The organism is Thermus brevis (assembly GCF_026427635.1).
GTDB classification, from domain to species: domain Bacteria; phylum Deinococcota; class Deinococci; order Deinococcales; family Thermaceae; genus Thermus; species Thermus antranikianii.
This window is the reverse complement of the sequence record NZ_CP102606.1, coordinates 1353621-1373588: the sequence shown is the minus strand read 5'-3', so window position 1 is coordinate 1373588 and position 19968 is coordinate 1353621. Positions and strand designations below refer to the sequence as shown.

The 19968-nt window shown below is 64.1% G+C and carries 18 protein-coding genes, 1 other RNA gene and 1 riboswitch; of the genes, 7 read left to right on the top strand and 12 right to left on the bottom strand.

Translation table 11 applies throughout. The features are described 5' to 3' along the window. Position 1 precedes the first annotated feature (1 nt). The 6 genes from KQ693_RS07575 to ssrA form a co-directional block, all read right to left on the bottom strand. Positions 2-1201 (bottom strand): bifunctional 3,4-dihydroxy-2-butanone-4-phosphate synthase/GTP cyclohydrolase II, encoded by a 1200-nt coding sequence (locus KQ693_RS07575; RefSeq protein ID WP_267262363.1) that lies wholly within the window; start codon positions 1199-1201, stop codon positions 2-4. Beyond that, on the bottom strand, positions 1201-1785 hold the full coding sequence (locus KQ693_RS07570) for a riboflavin synthase (RefSeq protein WP_267260808.1): 585 nt from the start codon (positions 1783-1785) through the stop codon (positions 1201-1203). Before KQ693_RS07570 ends, KQ693_RS07575 begins: the two co-directional genes overlap by 1 nt. Then, positions 1785-2918: a bifunctional diaminohydroxyphosphoribosylaminopyrimidine deaminase/5-amino-6-(5-phosphoribosylamino)uracil reductase RibD gene (ribD, locus tag KQ693_RS07565; RefSeq protein WP_267260807.1), complete on the bottom strand. Its 1134-nt coding sequence runs from the start codon at positions 2916-2918 to the stop codon at positions 1785-1787. Before ribD ends, KQ693_RS07570 begins: the two co-directional genes overlap by 1 nt. A gap of 2 nt (positions 2919-2920) precedes the next feature. After that, positions 2921-3041: riboswitch (FMN riboswitch) on the bottom strand. Between the two features lie 38 nt (positions 3042-3079). Further along, positions 3080-3226, bottom strand: a complete 147-nt coding sequence (locus tag KQ693_RS07560) for a hypothetical protein (RefSeq protein WP_267260806.1) — start codon at positions 3224-3226, stop codon at positions 3080-3082. A gap of 24 nt (positions 3227-3250) precedes the next feature. After that, a complete protein-coding gene (locus KQ693_RS07555) occupies positions 3251-3454 on the bottom strand; it encodes a ribbon-helix-helix domain-containing protein (protein WP_267260805.1) in 204 nt (67 codons plus the stop codon). Positions 3455-3518: 64 nt separating this feature from the next. Continuing rightward, positions 3519-3865: a transfer-messenger RNA gene (ssrA, locus tag KQ693_RS07550) on the bottom strand. A 158-nt stretch (positions 3866-4023) separates the two neighbouring features. On the opposite strand from ssrA, the gene rimP reads away from it, so the two are divergent. The 7 genes from rimP to KQ693_RS07515 all read left to right on the top strand — a co-directional run bounded on the left by rimP (position 4024) and on the right by KQ693_RS07515 (position 11389). After that, positions 4024-4449, top strand: coding sequence for a ribosome maturation factor RimP (gene rimP / locus KQ693_RS07545; protein WP_267260804.1), 426 nt, complete (start codon positions 4024-4026; stop codon positions 4447-4449). A gap of 23 nt (positions 4450-4472) precedes the next feature. Beyond that, the gene (nusA, locus tag KQ693_RS07540) at positions 4473-5636 is read left to right on the top strand and encodes a transcription termination factor NusA (protein ID WP_015716819.1); all 1164 of its coding nucleotides are present in this window, start codon (positions 4473-4475) and stop codon (positions 5634-5636) included. After that, on the top strand, positions 5636-5914 hold the full coding sequence (locus KQ693_RS07535; RefSeq protein WP_015716818.1) for a YlxR family protein: 279 nt from the start codon (positions 5636-5638) through the stop codon (positions 5912-5914). The genes nusA and KQ693_RS07535 overlap by 1 nt, the downstream gene beginning before the upstream one ends. Further along, positions 5883-7598 carry a translation initiation factor IF-2 gene (gene infB / locus KQ693_RS07530; protein ID WP_267260803.1) on the top strand — a complete coding sequence of 572 codons (1716 nt, stop codon included), beginning with the start codon at positions 5883-5885 and terminating at the stop codon, positions 7596-7598. Before KQ693_RS07535 ends, infB begins: the two co-directional genes overlap by 32 nt. An 8-nt stretch (positions 7599-7606) precedes the next feature. Beyond that, positions 7607-7972: a hypothetical protein gene (locus tag KQ693_RS07525; protein WP_267260802.1), complete on the top strand. Its 366-nt coding sequence runs from the start codon at positions 7607-7609 to the stop codon at positions 7970-7972. A gap of 137 nt (positions 7973-8109) precedes the next feature. Then, a complete protein-coding gene (gene secD / locus KQ693_RS07520; RefSeq protein ID WP_267260801.1) occupies positions 8110-10317 on the top strand; it encodes a protein translocase subunit SecD in 2208 nt (735 codons plus the stop codon). Between the two features lie 223 nt (positions 10318-10540). Then, positions 10541-11389 (top strand): hypothetical protein, encoded by an 849-nt coding sequence (locus KQ693_RS07515; RefSeq protein ID WP_267260800.1) that lies wholly within the window; start codon positions 10541-10543, stop codon positions 11387-11389. 197 nt (positions 11390-11586) lie between these two features. On the opposite strand, the gene KQ693_RS07510 is transcribed toward KQ693_RS07515, so the two are convergent. The 6 genes from KQ693_RS07510 to KQ693_RS07485 all read right to left on the bottom strand — a co-directional run bounded on the left by KQ693_RS07510 (position 11587) and on the right by KQ693_RS07485 (position 19906). Then, on the bottom strand, positions 11587-14169 hold the full coding sequence (locus KQ693_RS07510; protein ID WP_267260799.1) for a hypothetical protein: 2583 nt from the start codon (positions 14167-14169) through the stop codon (positions 11587-11589). Between the two features lie 297 nt (positions 14170-14466). Further along, complete coding sequence (locus KQ693_RS07505) at positions 14467-15303, bottom strand: class I SAM-dependent methyltransferase (protein WP_267260798.1); 837 nt, start codon at positions 15301-15303, stop codon at positions 14467-14469. A gap of 102 nt (positions 15304-15405) precedes the next feature. Beyond that, positions 15406-15879 carry a cupin domain-containing protein gene (locus KQ693_RS07500; RefSeq protein ID WP_267260797.1) on the bottom strand — a complete coding sequence of 158 codons (474 nt, stop codon included), beginning with the start codon at positions 15877-15879 and terminating at the stop codon, positions 15406-15408. Between the two features lie 48 nt (positions 15880-15927). Further along, on the bottom strand, positions 15928-16380 hold the full coding sequence (locus KQ693_RS07495) for a cupin domain-containing protein (protein ID WP_267260796.1): 453 nt from the start codon (positions 16378-16380) through the stop codon (positions 15928-15930). Positions 16381-16448: 68 nt separating this feature from the next. Beyond that, positions 16449-16865, bottom strand: a complete 417-nt coding sequence (locus KQ693_RS07490; protein WP_267260795.1) for a DUF5602 domain-containing protein — start codon at positions 16863-16865, stop codon at positions 16449-16451. Between the two features lie 89 nt (positions 16866-16954). After that, on the bottom strand, positions 16955-19906 hold the full coding sequence (locus KQ693_RS07485) for an ATP-binding protein (protein WP_267260794.1): 2952 nt from the start codon (positions 19904-19906) through the stop codon (positions 16955-16957). Positions 19907-19968 lie beyond the last annotated feature (62 nt).

Here is a 19968-nt window from a genome sequence, read left to right as displayed (position 1 = left end):
ATCAGTCCATCCAGTGCCCCAGCTTCTCCTTTTTGGCCTGGAGGTAACGCTCGTTGTGGGGGTTGTCCCCGGCCCGCAGGGGAATCCGCTCCACGATCTCGATGCCGAAACCCGACAGGGCCTTCACCTTGCGGGGGTTATTGGTGAGGAGGCGCATCTTGCGCACCCCAAGGTCGTAGAGGATCTGGGCCCCCACCCCGTAGTCCCGTAGGTCCGGCGGGAACCCCAGGGCCAGGTTGGCCTCCACCGTGTCCAGGCCTTGGTCCTGCAGGTGGTAGGCCCGAATCTTGTTCACAAGGCCGATTCCCCGCCCCTCCTGCCTCAGGTAGACCAAAACCCCTTTCCCCTCCTTGGCGATACGCTCCAGAGCCAGATCCCGCTGGAAGCCGCAGTCGCATCTCAGGGAGTGCAGGGCATCCCCGGTGAGGCACTCGGAGTGCATGCGCACCAGGACGGGTTCCTCAGGATCCCAGCTTCCCATGACCAAGGCGGCGTGCTCCTCTCCCGTGAGGGTATCCCGGTAGCCCAGGATGCGGAACTCGCCAAACCGGGTGGGCAAAAGGGCCTCCGCCTCCCGTTTCACGTAGAGGTCCCCCTTCTCCAGGCGGTAGCGGATGAGGTCGGCGATGGTGCCCACCTTAAGGCCGTGGCGCCCGGCAAACTCCAACAGGTCCGGAAGCCGGGCCATGGTGCCATCCTCCTTGAGGATCTCGATGAGGCTCCCCACCGGCCTAAGCCCCGCCAGGCGCAAAAGGTCCACGGTGGCCTCCGTGTGCCCGGCCCGCCTCAGGACCCCGCCCGGCCTGGCCACCAGGGGGAAGATGTGCCCGGGGCGCCGGAAGTCCTGGGCGGTGGCCTCGGGATCAGCCAGAAGCCTAATGGTGGCCGCCCGCTCAAAGGCGGAGATCCCCGTGGTGGTCCCCCGGGCATCCACGCTCACGGTGAAGCGGGTACCCTGGGGATCCTGGTTCCTCTCCACCATGAGGGGCAGGTCCAGGGCCCTGGCCCGTTCCTCGGTCAAGGCCACGCAAAGGAGCCCCCGGCACTCCCTGAGCATGAAGTTCACCCACTCCGGGGTCACGTGCTCTGCCGCCATGATGAGGTCGCCCTCGTTTTCCCGGTCCTCGTCGTCCACCAGGATCACCGGGCGGCCTTGGCGGAGTTCCTCCATGAGTTCCCTGACGCTGGCCAAACCCTCCATCATTCCCCCTTCACAAGCCGCTCCAGATAGCGGGCGATGAGGTCCACTTCCAGGTTCACCCCATCCCCCACTTTTAGGCTTCCTAAGTTGGTGACCTTAAGGGTGTGGGGGATGAGGGTGACGAAGAAGTCCTGCCCCTTTAGGCCCGCCACCGTGAGGGAAACACCGTTTAGGGCCACGCTTCCCTTCTCGGCAATGTAGCGGGCAAGGTCTTGGGGAGGTCGGAAGAAGTAGTCCTTGGCCCCCGGGGCCTCCCGGATGGCCACCACCTCCGCCACCCCGTCCACATGCCCGGTGACGAAATGCCCCCCAAGCCGGTCCCCCACCTTAAGGGCCCTCTCCAGGTTGGGCCGGTGCCCCACGCGCCAGGTGGGGGCGGTGCGGCGCAGGGTTTCCCGGGCAAGCTCCACCCAAAATCCCCCTTCGTCCACCTCCACTGCGGTGAGGCAGACCCCATCCACCGCCACCGAATCCCCCACCTTTAGGTCAGAAAGCACTTCCCTGGCGGCGATCCTGACCCTGAGGAAAGGACCCTCCCAGACCTCCACAATCTCGCCGGTTTCCTCCACCAATCCCGTGAACATCACCCCTCCGGGTATGCCTCCAGCCAAAGGTCCTCCCCAAGCCATTCTCTTCGGACGAGCCTCAGCCTCCTGGCCTCGGCCATGCGCTCCAGGGCAAACCCCTCCAAGAACCCCCTCCCCTCCCCCAAAACCTTGGGCGCCACGAAGAGGGCCAGCTTGTCCACCAGTCCCCTTTCCCAGAAGGCCCCAGCCAGCCTGGGACCCCCCTCCAGCAGGATCCCGTCCAGTCCCTCCTCCAAGAGAAGGTGCAAGGCCCCCTCGAGGCTCACCCTCCCTCCTTCCCGGGGAAGCTCCACCACCCGGGCACCCGCCTCCTCGAGGGCCCTAAGCCGATCCTTGGGCGCACCTTTGCCCACCAGCACGTACACGCGGGCAGGTTCCCCCCGGGGTCCCTTCTGAAAGATGCGGGCAGTGGGGGGGGTGCGACCTTCCGTGTCCAAGACCACCTTCACCGGGTCCCTGAGGGGTGGGGGCTCCAGCATGAGGGGGAAGGGCCTGAAGTCGGGCTCCCGCACGGTGAGCCAGGGATCGTCCTTGAGGACCGTCCCCACCCCCACCATCACCACGGGAAGCCACTGGCGGTAGGCCTGGGCCACGCGCCGGCTTTCCTCCGAGGACACGTAGCGGGCATCCCCGCTTACGGCAGCCACCTTGCCATCCAAGGTCAAGGCAGCCTTGAGGAGCACGAAGGGCCGGCCCTTTTTCTGCACGTGGAAGAAGACCTCGTTCTGCCCCTGGGCCTCGGCCTCCAGGAGCCCAGCCTCCACCTCCACCCCCCCGGCCCTAAGCCGTTCCAGACCCCCTTGGGCCAAAGGGTTGGGATCCCGGGCCGCCGCCACCACCCGGGCCACCCCCGCCTGCAGAAGGGCCAAGGAGCAAGGAGGGGTGCGGCCAAAGTGGTTGCAAGGCTCCAAGGACACGTAGAGGGTGGCTCCTTGGGCCTCCTCTCCCGCCTGGCGCAAGGCGTACACCTCCGCGTGGACCTCCCCGGCCCTGGGGTGGTACCCCTCCCCCACGATCCGGCCCTCCCGCACCAGCACCGCCCCCACCAAGGGGTTGGGGTGGGTGTGGCCTCGAGCCCTCTCGGCCAGCTGCAACGCCCTACGAAGGAACCTCTCGTCCAGCTCTCGCAAAAGACCTCCTTCTCCCATCCGGACTTTCACCGTCGGCTCCGGAATTCCACCGGATCGGGCCCCAAAGGGGCTTCGCGGGCTTTCACCGCCGGTGGGGACTTCCACCCCGCCCCGAAGGAGGTGCCAGGAGGCACCAAACTTACTTTACAACCGAAGGAAGATCACAAGCTGGGATGGACTACCTTAACACCCTCACCCCGGGCCAGGACCAGAAACTGGGCGTCCAGGGTGAGGAGCGGAACTTCCAAAGACAAACCCGCTACCACGGCATCGGAGAAACCCAAAGGGGAGTCCTGGTACTGGCGCACCCCCGTCCGCCCGCTGGGCAGGACTCACTCCTTCTCCAACCAGGCCTCTGCCGTACGGCTTGTTACCTCGGTATCCTCCCCTATGCCCAAGGACTTAGGGGAAGGGGAAGCCAGGTAGCGCTCCAACGCCTCCCTTACGAGCTCAGCCTGGGAGCGGCCCTCCCGCCGGGCCTTAAGCTCCAGCAGGCGCTTCAAGGACTTGGGCAGGTACAGGGTAGTCTTTTCCATACCGCTATACCCCCATATATAGGGCAAAAACAAAATAGGGACCCTTATGGGCCCCTATTCCCTTTGGTGGAGGTGGGGGGAGTCGAACCCCCGTCCGAAAGTCCCTACGGCAGGCCTCTACGCGCGTAGTCCGCGTTTTGGGTGTCCTCCTGGCTTGGCCCGCGGACGGGCGGCCAGGAGCAAGCCCCGCTTAACTTCGCCTTGGGTTACGGGGCGTAGCCAAGGCTAGCCGGGTTTGTGTCCCCGCGTCGGTGAGCCCCCGGCAGGGCTACCGGGCGAGGTCGCGGTCATTAAGCCGCGAGAGCGTAAGCAGGCTTGTTGGCCTTTATTCTTTTGCGGGTTTTTACGAGGCCACCCGCACCTCGGCGCGCCACCTGCCCTCGGCGACCCCCGTCGAGACCGTTCACCCCCATGTGACTGGCCGGACTCGGACCGGCAACCTTGAGTGTACTAGGCTAAAGGGGTTGTAGTCAAGGGGGTTTTGGGTGTAAACTGAGCCCAGTGCTCCCAAGGGAGGGGGGTGGGTGTAAGCCCACCCTTCCTTTGTGAAGGGAGGTAGGGAGGTGCCTGTGGACCTTTGGCGGTTGGTGGAGGAAGCGGTGGAGCCTCTGGACCTCGAGGTCCTGGAGGTGAAGGAAGCCCCCGGGGAGGTCCTGGTCCGCCTGGAGCGCAAGGACGAAAGGCCCATCCGCGTGGCCGACCTGGAACGGGCCAGCCGGGCCATAGAGGCCGTCTTTGACCGGGAGGACCCCATCCCAGGAAGCTACCGCCTTCTGGTGGAGTCTCCCGGCCCCAAGCGCCCCCTCTTTACCCGCCGCCATTTTGAGCGCTTCCAGGGTCTAAAGGCCAAGGTGCCGGGGCCCGAGGGCTTCACCGGGCGCATCCTTCGGGTGGAAGAGGACGAGGTGGTCTTCCAGGTGGGCCAGGAGGAAAAGCGCCTCAAGATCGGCACCTTCCGCGCCAACCTTGCCGAGTGGCCCGAGGAGCCCAGGTAACAGCCGAGATTCAGGGAGGAGAGATGAACCGGGAATTCATAGACGCCATGCAGCAGCTGGCCTTGGAGCGGGGGGTCACCACCGAGGAGGTCCTCGAGGCCTTCAAGGAAGCCCTGCGCAAGGCCTACATCAAGCGGCAAAAGGGGTACCGCAAGGAGGAAATCGATGCAGGTAAGGGTCCGGAGGTGGACGTCTATATAGACCCCCAGACCGGGCGCATCGAGATGGTGGAGGTCCGCCGCGTGGTGGAGAAGGTGGAGGATCCAGACAAGGAAATCGCCCTCTCCGAGGCCCTCCAGTACGACCCCGAGGTCCAGGTGGGCGACGAGATGGAGTTCCCCATCGACCCCGAGGGCCTCTCCCGCATGGCCATCCAGGACCTGCGCCAGATCCTCACCCAGCGCCTCAAGGAGTCCGAGCGCAACCGCATCTACAACGAGTACAAGGACAAGGAGGGCCAGGTCCTCACCGGGGTGGTGACCCGGGTGGACAACCGGGGCAACGTCTTCGTGGAGCTGGGCCGGGGGGAGGCTTACCTCCCCAAGAGCGAGCAGATCCCCACGGAGCGCTACTACCCCGGGCAACGCCTCAAGGTGTACCTGAAAAAGGTGGACCGATCCGCCAAAGGCCCTTCCCTGATCGTAAGCCGGGCCCACGAGAAGCTTCTGGAGCACCTCTTGAAGCAGGAGGTCCCCGAGATCGCCGAGGGCATCGTGGAGATCAAGGCCATCGCCCGCGAGCCCGGCCGCCGCAGCAAGGTGGCGGTGATGACCCACAACCCCAATGTGGACCCCATCGGGGCCTGCATCGGCCACAAGGGCCAGCGCATCCAGGCGGTTTCCGCCGAGCTGGGCCGGGAGAAGGTGGACATCATCCTCTGGGCCAAGGATCCCAAGGAGTTCATCCGCAACGCCCTCTCCCCCGCCCAGGTGGGTTCCATCGAGCTGGAACCCGATGGGCAGAAGGCCCGGGTCAAGGTGACCAAGGACCAGCACTCCCTGGCCATCGGCACCGGGGGTCAGAACGTGCGCCTGGCCTCCAAGCTCACGGGTTACGAGATCCACTTTGAGGAGGCGGAGATCTCCGACCTGGACGAGGCCATTCGCAAGGCCGCCAAGGAAGAGGCGGAAACCACCAGCCGGGCGAAAGAGGAATTCGAGAAACTCTTCCGGGATCTTTCCGAGTAATGGCGAAGCATGTCCCCATCCGCATGTGCGTGGCGTGCCGCAAAAGGCGGCCCAAGGGGGAGCTTTTGCGGATCCTGCTCATGCCGGAGGGGTTTCGCCTGGACCCCACGGGGAAACTGCCGGGCAGGGGGGCTTATGTCTGCCCCGACAACCCGGAGTGCTGGACGGAAAAAAAGCTGAGGCGCTTTGCCGGGGCCCGGGCCAGAGCCTTGTCGGAAGCGCTTGTCACCCTTTTAGGAGGTACGGATGGCCAAAATACGCATCTACCAGCTGGCTAAAGAGCTGGGTATGACCAACGAGGAGCTCCTGGAGCTCCTGGACCAGATGGGGGTTGCCTACAAGTCCCACGCCTCCACCCTTTCCGAGGAGGATGCGGAGGCGGTGCGGGAGCTGGTAAAAGAGCAACGGGGCCTGCAGGAGAAGCTGGCGGAGGAGGAACGCAGGAAAGCCCTACCCCGAAGGCCTCCCGTGGTGGTGATCATGGGCCACGTGGACCACGGGAAGACCACCCTCCTGGACTACCTGCGGAAAAGCCGCATCGCCGAGAAGGAGGCGGGAGGCATTACCCAGCACGTGGGTGCCTTTGAGGTGAAGACCCCTCAGGGCACGGTGGTCTTCATAGACACCCCGGGACACGAGGCCTTCACCACCATAAGGCAGCGGGGAGCCAAGGTGGCGGACATCGCCGTCATCGTCATCGCCGCCGACGACGGGATTATGCCCCAAACGGATGAGGCCATCGCCCACGCCAAGGCAGCCGGGGCCAAAATCATCTTCGCCCTGAACAAAATGGACCTGCCCCAGGCCGACCCCGACCGGGTCAAGCGCCAGCTGATGGAGCGGGGCTTCGTGCCCGAGGAGTACGGCGGGGATGCCATCGTGGTGCCCATCAGCGCCAAAACGGGCCAAGGGGTGCAGGACCTTTTGGAGATGATCCTCCTCATTGCCGAGCTGGAGGACTACCGGGCCGACCCGAACGCCGAGCCTAAAGGGGTTATCCTCGAGTCCAAGCTGGACAAGCAAGCGGGCATTATCGCCAACATGCTGGTCCAGGAGGGGACCTTCCGGGTGGGGGACTACGTGGTGGCCGGGGAGGTGTACGGCCGCATCCGGGCCATGATGGACGCCGACGGCAACCAGCGCAAGGAAGCGGGCCCGGGAAGCGCCGTGCAGGTTTTGGGCTTCCAGGAGCTTCCCCACGCCGGGGATGTGGTGGAGTGGGTGCCGGACCTCGAGGCCGCCAAGGAGATCACCGAGGAGCGCAAAGAGGAGCGCAAGGCCCGCGAGGAAGCCGAGAAGGAGCGCCGCCCCAGGACCATGGCCGACCTGCTCCGGGCCCTGCAGGAGGAAGGGCAGAAGGAGGTTAACCTCATCCTCCGGGCGGATACCCAGGGCTCCCTGGAGGCCATCCAGCACATCCTGGCCAAGGAGAGCACCGAGGAGGTCAAGATCAACGTCCTCCTGGCCCAGGTGGGGGCCCCCACGGAGTCCGATGTCCTCCTGGCCCAGACGGCCAACGCTGCCATCCTGGCCTTCGGGGTGAACCCCTCCGGTGCGGTGAAGAAGGCGGCGGAAAGCAAGGGGGTTCTCCTCAAAACCTTCCGCATCATCTATGACCTCATCGACGAGGTCCGGTCCATGGTCAAAGGGCAGCGGGAACCCAAGTTCAAGGAGGAGGTCCTGGGCCGGGCCGAGGTACGGGCCATCTTCCGCTTACCCGGGGGCAAACAGGTGGCGGGATGCATGGTCACCCAGGGCAAGGTGGTGCGTAGCGCCGAGGTAAGGGTTTTGCGCAAGGGCGAGGAAATCTGGAAGGGGAAAATGGCCAGCCTCAAGCGCTTCAAGGAGGACGTGCGGGAGGTGGCCCAGGGCTACGAGTGCGGCATCGGCCTCGAGGGGTTCGACGACTTCCAGGAAGGGGACATCATAGAGGTTTTCCAGATGGTGGAGGTGCCGGCGTAGGAGGTTCCTTGCGCTGGATCCGGCGGTCTTTCTCCGGGGCGTGCCCTTCCTTGGGGCACTGGAAGATCCCAGGGAATGCTTGGGGAAGGTTAGGGCTGGCCCTGGCCATCCTGGCCCTGGTCCTCCAGGGCCTACCCCCTTTCCCTACAGGAAAGGGAAAGGCGGAAGCCGGGCTTCACGCCAAGGGACCTGCCTGGGTCCTCAAGGAGGACCGCCAGGGAAACGGGCTTACCTCCCTGGCCCAGGCTCCCACCCGGCCTTCCCATTTTTCCCTCAAGCCCCAGAATAGGAAGGCCAAGCCACCATCACTGGAAGCCTCTTCCCCGTCCCACCTCTACCTCCTTTATGGCCGCCTCCAGATGGATGGGGGCTAGGGCCCGGAATTCTTTCTTCTTGCGCTGGCGCAAGCTCAAAAGACCGTCCGGCGCAGTCTGAGGTTAGGCTCTGGTATACGGCTTTAAGCCCTTCTGCTAGCGAATCGGGCACCTGCGTGCCCCAAAAGGTGAAGAGTATGAACCGCAAGCTTCTCAACGGACTTCTCCTCCTGGGCCTTTTCCTCCTGGCCCTCCTCATGGTCTGGAAGCCCTGGGCCCCCGGGGAACCCAAGGTCAAGCTGGGACTTGACCTTAAAGGAGGTCTTCGCATTGTCCTCGAGGCCGCCGTGGAAAACCCCACCCCCGACGACCTGGAAAAGGCCCGCACCGTGTTGGAAAACCGCATCAACGCCCTGGGGGTGGCGGAACCCTTGATCCAGATCCAGGGGCAAAAGCGCATCGTGGTGGAGTTGCCCGGTCTTTCCCAGGCCGACCAGGACCGGGCCCTTAAGCTCATCGGCCAGCGGGCGGTGCTGGAGTTTCGCATCCTCAAGGAAGGGGCCACCGGCACCACCGTGGCCCAGATCAACCAGGCCCTCAGGGAAAATCCCAGGCTCAAGCGGGAAGACCTGGAAAAGGGCCTCATCAAGCCCGAGGACCTGGGCCCGGCCCTTCTCACGGGAGCGGACCTGGCCGACGCCCGGGCGGTTTTTGACCAGTTCGGCCGTCCCCAGGTGGCCCTCACCTTTACCCCGGAAGGGGCCAAGAAGTTTGAGGAGGTGACCCGGGCCAACGTGGGCAAGCAGCTGGCCATCGTCCTGGATGGCAAGGTCTACACCGCCCCCGTGATCCGCCAGGCCATCACCGGGGGCCAGGCGGTGATCGAGGGGCTATCGGGCCTCGAGGAGGCCAGCGAGATCGCCCTGGTGTTGCGTTCCGGGGCATTGCCCGTTTCCCTGGAAGTGGCGGAGATCCGGGCCATCGGTCCCACCCTGGGTCAGGACGCCATCCAAGCCGGCATCCGCTCGGCCCTCATTGGCACCCTGGCCATCTTCCTCCTCATCTTCGCCTACTACGGCCCAAGCCTAGGTCTGGTGGCTTCCTTGGGCCTCATCTACACCTCCGTGCTCATCCTGGGGCTCCTTTCGGGGCTCGGGGCCACCCTGACCCTCCCCGGCATCGCCGGCTTGGTCCTCACCCTGGGGGCTGCGGTGGACGGGAACGTGCTTTCATTCGAGCGCATCAAGGAGGAGCTCAGGGCTGGGAAGAAGTTCCGCCAGGCCATCCCCGAGGGTTTCAAACACTCCACCCTGACCATCCTGGACGTGAACGCCGCCCACCTGCTGGCGGCCGCCGCCCTTTACCAGTACGCCACCGGGCCCGTTCGGGGATTTGCGGTGGTCTTGGCCATCGGTGTGGTGGCCAGCGTCTTCTCCAACCTGGTTTTCAGCCGCTACCTTCTGGAGCGCATGGCCGAGCGCGGGGAGGTCCGCCCCCCCATGTGGCTGGTGGACCCCAGGTTCAACTTCATGGGCCCGGCCCGGTTCATCACTGTGGCCACCCTACTCCTAGCCGTCCTGGCAGCGGGGGTGGTCTTTACCAAGGGCTTCAACTACTCCATCGACTTCACCGGGGGTACGGCGTACACCCTGCGCACGGGCCCCGAGGTGGGCGTGGACACCCTAAGGCGCTTCCTGGAAGCCAGGGGCTTCCCCGCTAAGGAAGCGGTCATCACCCAGGTGCAGGCTCCCACCGCCGACTTCCGGGAGTTTTCCCTCAAGCTCCCACCTCTTTCCGATGCCAAGCGTCTGGAGCTGGAGCGGCTCTTCACCACGGAGCTAAAAGCCAGCGTCCTCACCTCGGAGACCGTGGGTCCGGCCATCGGTTCCGAACTTCGGCGCAATGCGGTGATGGCGGTCTTGGTGGGCCTTGGCCTCATCCTCCTCTACGTGGCCTTCCGCTTTGACTGGACCTTCGGGGTGGCCAGCGTTATCGCCGTGGCCCATGACGTGGCCATCGTGGCGGGGATGTACAGCCTCTTGGGCCTGGAGTTCTCCATCCCCACCATCGCCGCCCTCCTCACCATCGTGGGCTACTCCATCAACGACTCCATCGTGGTTTCAGACCGCATCCGGGAAAACCAGAAGCTCATGCGGGGCATCCCCTATCGGGAGATGGTGAACCGCTCCATCAACCAGACCCTCTCCCGCACGGTGATGACCAGCCTCACCACCCTCTTACCCATCGTCGCCCTCCTCTTCCTGGGAGGAAGCGTCCTCAGGGACTTCTCCCTGGCCATCTTCGTGGGCATCTTCGTGGGTACTTACAGCTCCATCTACGTGGTGAGCGCCATGGTGGTGTTCTGGAAGGAGTTGCACCAACAGCGGGCAAAGAAATCCGCCTAAGGCCCGCAACAGAAGTGGGCAGGAGACTCACCCCCGGGATCACACTGCTTCCCGGGGGTCGGGTTTAGCCTAAGGGAAAGGAGACCTGGTGGCTCCCTGGCGTAGGCGTTCCTGAGGAGAGAGGATCATGGCCCCAACCTCCTTACGCCCTTGGCTTCTTGTAGCCCCCCTCCTTTGCCCTGGGGCTTTTGGCCAACCCCTGCTGGTGGGCCACGAGCCGGAGGTGCGGTGGCTCTTTGCCCTCGAGCTGATGAGGGCAGCCCTCGAGGCCCACGCCGAAGTCCCTTCCCCCGATTCCCTGCAGGACTTTGAGGAAGGTCTGGACCTGGTAAGGGAGAGCCTCCGCACCCGGTCCCTTCCTTTTTCCTCCCGATGGGAAGGCTTTCTGCAACGGGTGGAGGACCTTTCCCTGGCAGAGCCCAGTAACCTCCGCCTCCTTCTCCGCGAGGCCGAGGATCTCTTTCATCAGATCCAAGCGTCCTTGGTACCCCACCTGGATCCAGCCCTGCGGGCAGGGCTCGCAGTTCAGCTGGCCTTGGGGGATAAGGGGGTGGCAGCCAGCTACCGGGAGGGTTTCCTGGGGAGGAAGGCAGCTTACCGCCTTGGCTTTTTCCTCCTGTGGCAGCTTGAGCTCCGGGTGAGAGAACTCAAGCCCTTCCTTCCCCCCGAAACCTGGTCCAGGATCGCCGAGGCCCTGGCCGCTTTGCGGGAGCTCTACCCCAGTTCGGGTTGGCCCGAGCGGTTCCGGGATCCGGAAAGGGCCAGGGAAGCCGCCCTGGACTTAGCCTTTGCCCTGGAAGCTGGCCTAGGCGTAGACCTTCTCCCCCGGGATCCCCGGCAAGGCCTAGGGTACCTGCGCCGCTTGGCGCAGCTGGCCTGCCAGGCACCGCCAGGGCAGGGAGAAGAAGCCTGGGCAGCGGCGCGCCTCTTCTTCCGGTCCTACCTTCTCCTCCCCCTCGCCGCCAACGCCCCCACCCAGGCCGACGCCCTGGCCCAGGCCCTGGAAGAACCGCCCTCCTGCGATAGGTTCCCTGTTCTTCTCCGAGAAGCGGAAGAGGCCCCTTGGGAGTAAAGCTTCTTTGGACTCATACCACCTCACCTTGACTTTCGCCAAGGTGAGGGCTCCGGAAAACCGTTGCCTGCGCGAGGTTCTGGGACGTCTATGGGGCACGATATAGCGAGAAAAGGTACCTCATGGAGCCCCTGCCTACTCTCCAGACCCAGCATCCTGCTTCAAAACCGGGCTGGTTGGGGGCGCCGGATGGAGGCTCACCCTTCCAAACCCAGCTCCTGCAAAGCCCTTTGCCGGAGGAGAAGGGCTTCCTCTTGGGCAGGCGTGCCGTAAAGCCGCCGCAGAACCTCCTCATCCAGGGGATCCAGGCGCAACGCCAAAAGCCAGTCCTCGAGCCTAGGGCTTTGCAAAAGCTCTCTCCGCCGCTCCTCCAGGTAAGCCCTGGAAACCTCCTCCAGAAAAGGATGGTCCAGCCCCTGGTAGGGTGCAGCGAGGGGTGCCTTGGGATCCTCCAGGTCCAGGTATAGCTCCGGCGCCTGGCGGAAAAGGCTATAGGGCTTCTGGCGCAGGAAGTAGGGCCTGGCCCCTCTGGGCCGGTCGGGCTCCAGGGCGTTGACCACCTCCCACCACAGCACCCGGAACTCCCCAGGGGAAACCGACAGGGCCTCGAGGAGATCCTCCTTCTCCCATTGGGCGGCCACCAGAAGGGCCAAAAGAAGCCGGGCCTTATCCCGGCGGAACCGCACAGGCCGTCCCTCCACCCGCACCTCAAATCCCCCGAGGACCCGTATCTCCACCCGCACCCCGGGATGGTAGGGAACGGGAAGGCGGCCAAGCCGCCAAAGGGCCCGGCGTACCCGGGAAACCGGGGGTGAGAAAAGCGTCCGGTGGGCCAGGAAGGGGTAAACCCGCAAAAGGTCTTCCCATCCATCCCCAAAGGGGTAAGCCTCGGCCAAAGCCTGAAGGAAGGGGTCCAAAAGGGGCAGGGTGGGCAAGGAAAAAACCTCGCCCCGCCGAAGCCAAGCCACCGCCACCATAAGGGTGAGGAAGCCTTCCACCCAAAGATCCCCGGCGGTCCGGGCCAGGCGGACCATTTCCCTGTAGGCCTTCTCATCCCCCAGGGCAGCCAGACCCCCCAGGGCTTCCACCTTAAGCCGCGCTGGACCCCCTTCCGCCATGGCCAAGGCGGCCTGGTAGGCCGCCTTGGCCTCCTCCAAGCGTTCCAAAACCAGAAGGGCATGCCCCCTCCTGGCCTGAGCCAGGCTCATGCCGAAAGGACTCCCCAGCACCTCAGCCTCCCAAAGCCCCCGCTCCGCCCACCGGAGGCCCTCCTCCGCATCCCCTGCCACGCACTCCAAAAGTGACCGGAGAAGGGTACCCTCCCGATGGTTCTGCGGCGGCCGGTGCAGGCCGGGGTCCTCGCTTTCCCTAAGGCGGGCCAGGGCCTCTGCAGGCCTCCCCTGCCTAAGGAGAAGCCTTGACCCGGAGAACCCCAAGGCTTCCGCCTCCGCTACCCGGCCCTCGTTGAGAAGATTCTCCGCCAGGAGAAGCCTGGCTTCCGCTGGAAACAACCTCGAGGCCTCCTCCAGGTAAGGACGTCCTCGAGCAGGTTCCACGGTGTCCAGGAACAGCCGGGCCAGACCCAAGTAGGCCCGGGTCTCCCCCGCCCTAAGGGCCTTCTGGTAAGCGGCCTCCGCTTCCTGGTAGCGCCCAGCCTGGCGCAAGGCCTCAGCCTCCAACAGGTCGAGGGCGCGCCGCCCTTGGCGCAAGGCTTCCGGTAGGTGGGCCAAAAGGCGCAACACGGTGTAGGTGAGACCGCGCGCCAACCAGGAAAATCCCTCCTGCACCAGGAGATCCGCCACGTGGCCGAGTCTTCCCGCCTCCAGGAGGAACCCGGCTGCCCGGATCCCCTCCCCGCGGTCCAAAGCCTCCTCCGCCGCCTTGGTGAGGAGCCCCCGGGCTTCCGCCTCGGGAAGGAGGGTTTTCAAGGCACTGCGCACCAGGGGATGGAACCAGAGCTTGCCCTCCCGCCTCTCCAGAAGCAGGTCTTCGGCATAGGGCAAGAGGGCTTGGCCTTCCGCCTCCGGGACCTCCCCCAAAAGGGCCAGCCTCGAGGCCTCCCGCAGAACTGCCTCGGGAAGGCCATAGGCCAGGTAGGCCAAGAGCCCCTCGGCGCTTTCCAGCGCCAGCTCCGGCTTCAGGCCCCGGCGCATGGCCAACAGGACTACCCGTAGGCCCAGGGGCCACCCCCTCACTAGGGAAAGGGCTCGCTCCACTTCAAAGGCAGGAAGTTCGGGGGCCAACGCCTTGGCAAGCTGGCAGGCCTCCTCGGGATCAAACGCCAGCTCCCGCTCGGAAAGCACCGTGAGGAAGGCAAAAGGTGTGGCCCGTCGTGAAAGGAGCAAGAGCCTTAGGTCGGGAAGCCGGACCAGGCCCTGCACCACCTTGAGCACCCCGGGGCTTTCCGCCCGGTGGACCTCATCCAGCACCAGGAGGTTGAAACCCAAGGGCTCCAGGGCACCCAAAAAGGCCTCCAAGGCCCTGGGCCAAGCCCCTGCCTCCAAAAGCTCCGCCACCCTCTGAAGCTCGGCCCGGCCTTGGTAGGCAGCCAGAAGGTGCCACAGGAAAACCGCAGGGTCCTTGGCCTCCTCCGCCAGGGCCACGTAGACCCCGGAAAACTCCGAGGCCAGGCTGGTCTTCCCGTACCCCGCCCCCGCCGCCAGGACCACCCCGGGGCTCTGGCGAAAGGCTTCCTCCACCAGGCGCCGAGGGCGGTCCCGCCGCACCTCCTTGGCCGTGCGAGGGGGCAGGAGCCTCGAGGCGGGCACCGGGTAGGGCACGGCCCTATCTTCCCCGGGACCCGCTTAAGATGCAAGGGTTCACCCGATAACCTAAACCCTTGGGTGCCCTTCATAGAAACCCACCTCCCACTTCCCAAGGCATGGAAAGGCTCCGGCACCTCTACGCCGAATAGCAGCTTCAAGCTAAGCTGCCGAAACTCCAACAAACGCGCACAACTGGCCCACCTCGGAACCAACCTACCCAACAGGGCAATTGCTGTGAGCTTTGCACTAAACATGGGGTTGCGCACGTGGGGTGCAACGCAAGCACCCACTACGAACCGTAGCTAGGCAGTTTTATTTTTGGGCGACCACCTGGGCCAGAACAATTCGTCCTTCCTCTAAATTGCGGCGCTGATTCCGCGCCATAACCTGAAAATCGGGTCCGAGAAGTACATGGAAACCGAGCGGCGGCAATCCCTCTTTGCGGATCCCTTCTTCTAGAGCGACAAACCAGGCACGTGCGGCCTGGGTTGTATCGGACCAAGCTGCGATGTTAAACCCAGCCTCCATGAGTAAGTTGCGCAATTCATTGGGCGTCAAGAGAAAGCTCGATTCCGGGGTACGCGCCCAGGGGACTGGGAAAATCACTGGGCCAGCATCTCCGGCGAGGACGTCGTAGATCGCGAGCATACCACCCGGCTTGAGAACGCGGTACATCTCCCGGTACAGTTTCGGTTTGTCCGGGATGTTCATGGCAACATGCTCTGTCCATACGATGTCAAACGAAGCGTCCGGAAAAGGCAGACTTGTCGCGTCGCCTTGGCGGTAGCTGACAAGCTCGGAAAGACCCATTAGGTCCGCAAGCATAGCGGCGGTACGACAGTACTCGTCGGTCAGGTCGATGCCAGTAACACGGCACCCGTATTCCCAGGCAAGACACCGCGATGTACCTCCAATTCCGCTTCCTATGTCAAGTACATGTTTCGAGGAGTCGACCCCTGTAGCCTGAGCAAGCTCCAGCGTTGCTGCCCGACCGCGAATGTGAAATTCATCAATGGGTGCCAAGTCTTCTGGCGTGAGTTGCTTCAAATTCTTTCCTGCTTTCTCGAGTGCGGTGAGGACAAGACTGCCCAGATCAGAGCGAGTGTAGTGCGCCTGAACGGACTTGTTGACTTTCCTCGGGATTCTCATAGTCCCCTCCTTCGTTGGACTGCCTCATACTCCGGGCTTCGCTCATGCAGTGAGTAACGGAATGCGTCGGGTCCAAGCACGTGTTTTTCGACGTGCATAAAATTAACTCCTCGCTGAAAGGAATTTCCGAATTCTCAGCCAAGTCTTGTCCCCCTTGCGTCGGGGACGCCGGACAAGGCTCATTCTTGTCGCCTTACGACGTCCGCCAGCTCGATCAACACGTTCAACCACCCAAGCATCATGCCCAGGATGGATGGCCGCCACGTCCGCCGGACCGAATTCCATCTCGGTGCGATCATCCATCCGCACCTGTTGCCGTCCTGCAAGAAAGATCTTCACATGGAACCGCTGGCAGCCATCGTCACCAACGACTGGCCTGGCATGCTTGGACCACTGCCAGCCAAGCTCAAGGGTTTCCCGGTAGACTGTAAATCCCCTGACCGTGAGGACCTCGATCTTAACCTTCTCAAATAGTTGCCGTACCTCGTCTGACGTATCAGAGCTCTTGCCTGTGATCTTTTGGATGTTCCCTGGCACGATTTCGTTCCCTTCTTGAGAGTAGATCTGAATGTTCAACCATTTCCCCTACCCAATCCGATTAGCGTTGTTTCACCTCTCACCTCCTCATCCCAAGGGCGGCCCCACGAACTCGATGCCATAGGTCTGGGCAATCTTCGTAACCCGCTCCATTTCTCCGGGACTAAGTGGACCGGTGGGAGAAGGCAATGCCTCCCGCTCCGCTGGCCGGCTCATGGCCCGCACAAAGCGCTCAAAGTCCCGGTGGGCGGTGACCGTGACCCAGCGGGCCCCCTTGGGGGATTCCACCCGGTAGGTGTGGGGCACCCCCTTGGGGGCCAGGATTTCCTCAAAGGGTAAAACACGCCGGGAGGTATCCCCTACCAAAAAGCGAACCTCGCCTTCCAGGACGATGAAGACCTCGTCCTCGGTGTGGTGGATGTGCAAGGGGGGCGAATCCCGATAGGGAGCCCAGTGCTCCAGGACGGAGAGGCCATCCTGGCCCTCCACCTCCGAAACCCACACCCGCACCAAGGTGTTGAAGAACCAAAGAGCCTGCATACCTCCTCCTTAGGAACAAAAGGGGCGGATAGCCCGCCCCTCGATCAGAGAGCCTGTCTAAATCCTCCTCATGGGCAGTACTTCGTATGGTCCGTGTGGGATACGAAGTAGGCGTGGATGTCGTAGTGGGGAACCTCGTAGCCCTCATGGCCCTTGGGCAGAAACTCTAAATCCACATGGTCGATGGCATACCCCTTTAGGGGCCTCAGTACCTCGGTCCAGGACTTGCCAGCGGCAAAGTCGGCCTGGGAAACCATGATCTCCACGAACACCACCTTCTCCCCCATGACGCCGTAGATGGGGCCAAAGGGAAGGTTCTGGGGCTGAGCCCAGTGCTCGCCCATGCCCGGTACACAGGGGGTAAGCTGGACTGTACCCTCCGGCAACCCCAGGCGTTTGGCCTTTTCCCCAGCCTGCTGGGCCAAAACCCCGACCAAAAACCCCAACGCTACAATCCCTAGTACGAAAACGTCCCGCTTCTTCATCGCGCTCCTCCTGACCCAGCGGTGAACCCAACCAGGTACGGTTAGGCTAGAGGGTCCCGGATGACTGGAGGATGACAGGTTTGGGCGGTTCAGGGCAGGTACATGCCGAAGCCAAGGCCGACCCCCTCGAGGCTTCTGCGGTCTGCAGGGCTTAGGGTTTCCGGGGAAATCCGCTCCAAGAGCGCCTGCGCCACCGGTTCCCCAAGCCGCAAGGCGGCCACCGCCACCTGGACCAGGGCCCGCGGAGCTCCCTCTAGCTCCTCGGCCACGGCTAGGGCTTCCATCAAGGCCTGCCGGGCAGCCTCCTTATCGTCCAAAGCCAGGAGAGCCTGGCAGGTATACGCCAGGCCCAAGCAGGCATAGGCCCGCCCCAGGTGCGCACCCGGACGTTCAGCGAGAAGCTCCAGCGCCAACTGCGGCTCGTGAGCCTCCAGACAAGCCCGGGCCATCACCAACGCCAGGTACTCGCTCACGTCGAAGGGCCCCAGAGCCCGAGTAGCCTGAGCCAGTTCCCAGTGGGCCAGGGGCTCACCCCGCTCCACGTCGGCCCCCACCAGAAAGGCCGCCACCAGGACCCGCCAGTAGGGATCCTGCCCCTGAGCCAGGTGGAAACCCTCTTCCAAAAGGGCGTAGGCCTCCCTAAAACGGCCCCTATGGGCGTAGAGCGCCCCCAGATAGGCCAGGATGCGGATGCGGTGGCGGGCATCGGGATGGTCCAAGGCCAGTTCTGGCTCCAGGAGGTGTATGGCCTCAGCGACCTTACCCAATCCCCACAGGGCCGCAGCGTAGGCGGTTCGGGTCAGGTGCAAAAGCTCCTCGTCCCCCATCTTGTGCGCCAGAAGGTAGGCCTTGCGGGCGTAGCCTGCCGCGCGAAGGGGGTCGCCAATGGCGAGGTAGGCCCTAGCCCGCAGGGCCTCTACCCGCACCCTGAGGGGTAAGGGACCGTCCAGTAGATCCGCCAACAAGGCATCCGCCTCGCCATAGCGCCGCTCCTCACGGCAGATGTCGGCAAGAAGGAGCTGGGCTTCAACCCGTGTAGCTCCCTCCAGATCGCTTTGCTGATCTTGGCTGTGACTAAGAGCCTTCTCCAGCATGGCCCTGGCTTCCGCATAGAGGGCCCGTGCTTGATAATCCCGTCCCGCAGCCAGCCAAAAACGAGCAGCCACCTCTTCCCTGCCCCCCTCCAACCAGTGCTGGGCGATGCGGGCAGGGTGGGCCCCGGCCTCCTCGAGGGCCCGGGCCACCTGGCGGTGCAAGTGGGCTTGCAGGGGAACAGGGATGCGTTCCTTAACCGCTTCCAGGAGGAGGTCGTGGGCGAAGCGCCCTTGCCGCAAGATCTGGGCGGCCTCGAGCTCAGCCCACGGCCCGGCCAGCTCCAGGGGAGCGCACTCAAGAACACCGGCAGCCAACTCCAGGCTCAGGTCTTCCCCTAGGATGGCTGCCACCTGAGCCAGGCGCAGGGCTGCCGGGGAAAGGAGCCCCAAACAGCGCACCACCTGTTCCCTGGCCCGCTGAGAGGTTGGAAGATGACCGGGCGCCTCTGGCCCCTCCCCCAGCTCCCAAAGCACACGCAGGGTTTCCAGAAGGAAAAAGGGAATGCCCCCGGTATAGCGGAAAAGGGCAGGAGCAAGCTCCGTAGGGGATAGGTTTGGAAGATCCAAGGAGGCCAAAAGCGCTTCCACATCACCGGGTTGAAGGGGATGGAGGAGGATCCGCACCGCCAACCCCGCCTGCACCAACCCATCCACAGTAGCCTGCGCTTCAGCTGAAAGCTCCCCCTGGCGGTAGGCGCCGAGGTAGCGGCGAGGGCCGGAAGCATCAAGGGCAAGCTTCGAAAGCATATAGGCCCATGCCTCGGCACTTGCCGCATCCAGGTACTGCAAATCGTCCATCACCAAAACCCCCGCTTGCCTCCGGAGCTCCCCCACCGCCTCGGCCATGGCGGCAAAGAGACGGATGCGGTCGGCAGGATCCCTCCAGGGGAGTGGGTCCAGAGGGAAGAGGTCGGGGAGGATACGGCTTAACTCCCGCCGCACCCAAGAGGGCAAGCGCAGCCCGGGAAACTCCCCAAAAGCTTCCCGCAAAGCCCGGGCGTAAAAGGCGAAGGGCGTGCCCTTATCCCCCGGTAGGCCTGACATCCAGACGTAGGAATCCTTTCGGCTAACAAAGTCCCGCAGAAGCCGCGTCTTGCCTATACCCGGTTCACCTGCAATAAACACCAGCTTCCCCGCTTCCCAGGCTTCCTCTATCTGGGCCAAGGCCTGCTCGCGGCCCACCAGCACCGGGGGTTGCCAAAGGACAAGAGGGATCTCCCGCCTTAGCCGCCCACCTACCCCAGGCAGAACGGCTCCCCGCTCGATGACCTGAACCAGGGCCTGGGTTTCGGGCAAGGGATCCACTCCTAGTTCCCGCTTAAGCCGCTCCCGGCCGTGATGGTAGGCGGACATGGCCGCTCCCCGGTCGCCCCGGAGGTAGTAAAGGCGCATCACCCGGCGAAGGTGCTCCTCCGAGAAGGGGTCCGCCTCCGCAAGGCGCAGGGCCAGGGCTAAAGCCTTGCGAAACTCACCCTCCCCCTCCAGGCGCCTCGCCTCGGATTCCAAAGCCTCCCGCCATAGGCCAGATAGGTGCTCCCGCTCGGCCTGAAGCCAGTCGGCAAAGTCGGGACAGTCGTCGTAATCGTAGCCCCCTATTAACTCGCCCTCGAGGTCCACTGCCTCGGCGTATTTCCCCTGTAGGGTGGACAAGATAAGCCGGGTAACATCGGCTTCCAAGTCCTCCGCAAGCTGGAGGGTTCCTTCACCCCTTACGGCCTCATACCCGCCCACCGCCCTGCGGAGCCTCCGCAGGGACTGGACCAGGTTGTTGCGGGCAGCCCGCTCGTGGGTCTCCGGCCAAAGCAGGCCCGCGAGCTTGGAACGGGGCGTGGGGCCCTCGAGGGCCAAGTACGCCAGCACCCCCGCCACCTTGCGCTCCAAAGGTATCCAAGACTCCCCTAGCCCCAGGGCAGCCCTTCCCAACAAGCGGAGGTGGGACTTGGCCATCTTCCCCCTTGATTCCCCCCAGTATAGACCCGACCCCCTGTGCGTGTAACGCCCGTGTAACA

Bases quoted from the DNA above. Each gene is read 5' to 3' on its own strand.
- KQ693_RS07575 (WP_267262363.1), bottom strand. From the start codon at position 1,201: ATGGAGGGTTTGGCCAGCGTCAGGGAACTCATGGAGGAACTCCGCCAA.
- KQ693_RS07570 (WP_267260808.1), bottom strand. From the start codon at position 1,785: ATGTTCACGGGATTGGTGGAGGAAACCGGCGAGATTGTGGAGGTCTGG.
- KQ693_RS07555 (WP_267260805.1), bottom strand. From the start codon at position 3,454: ATGGAAAAGACTACCCTGTACCTGCCCAAGTCCTTGAAGCGCCTGCTG.
- nusA (WP_015716819.1), top strand. From the start codon at position 4,473: ATGAACCGGGAATTCATAGACGCCATGCAGCAGCTGGCCTTGGAGCGG.
- KQ693_RS07535 (WP_015716818.1), top strand. From the start codon at position 5,636: ATGGCGAAGCATGTCCCCATCCGCATGTGCGTGGCGTGCCGCAAAAGG.
- infB (WP_267260803.1), top strand. From the start codon at position 5,883: ATGGCCAAAATACGCATCTACCAGCTGGCTAAAGAGCTGGGTATGACC.
- secD (WP_267260801.1), top strand. From the start codon at position 8,110: ATGAACCGCAAGCTTCTCAACGGACTTCTCCTCCTGGGCCTTTTCCTC.
- KQ693_RS07505 (WP_267260798.1), bottom strand. From the start codon at position 15,303: ATGAGAATCCCGAGGAAAGTCAACAAGTCCGTTCAGGCGCACTACACT.
- KQ693_RS07495 (WP_267260796.1), bottom strand. From the start codon at position 16,380: ATGCAGGCTCTTTGGTTCTTCAACACCTTGGTGCGGGTGTGGGTTTCG.
- KQ693_RS07490 (WP_267260795.1), bottom strand. From the start codon at position 16,865: ATGAAGAAGCGGGACGTTTTCGTACTAGGGATTGTAGCGTTGGGGTTT.
- KQ693_RS07485 (WP_267260794.1), bottom strand. From the start codon at position 19,906: ATGGCCAAGTCCCACCTCCGCTTGTTGGGAAGGGCTGCCCTGGGGCTA.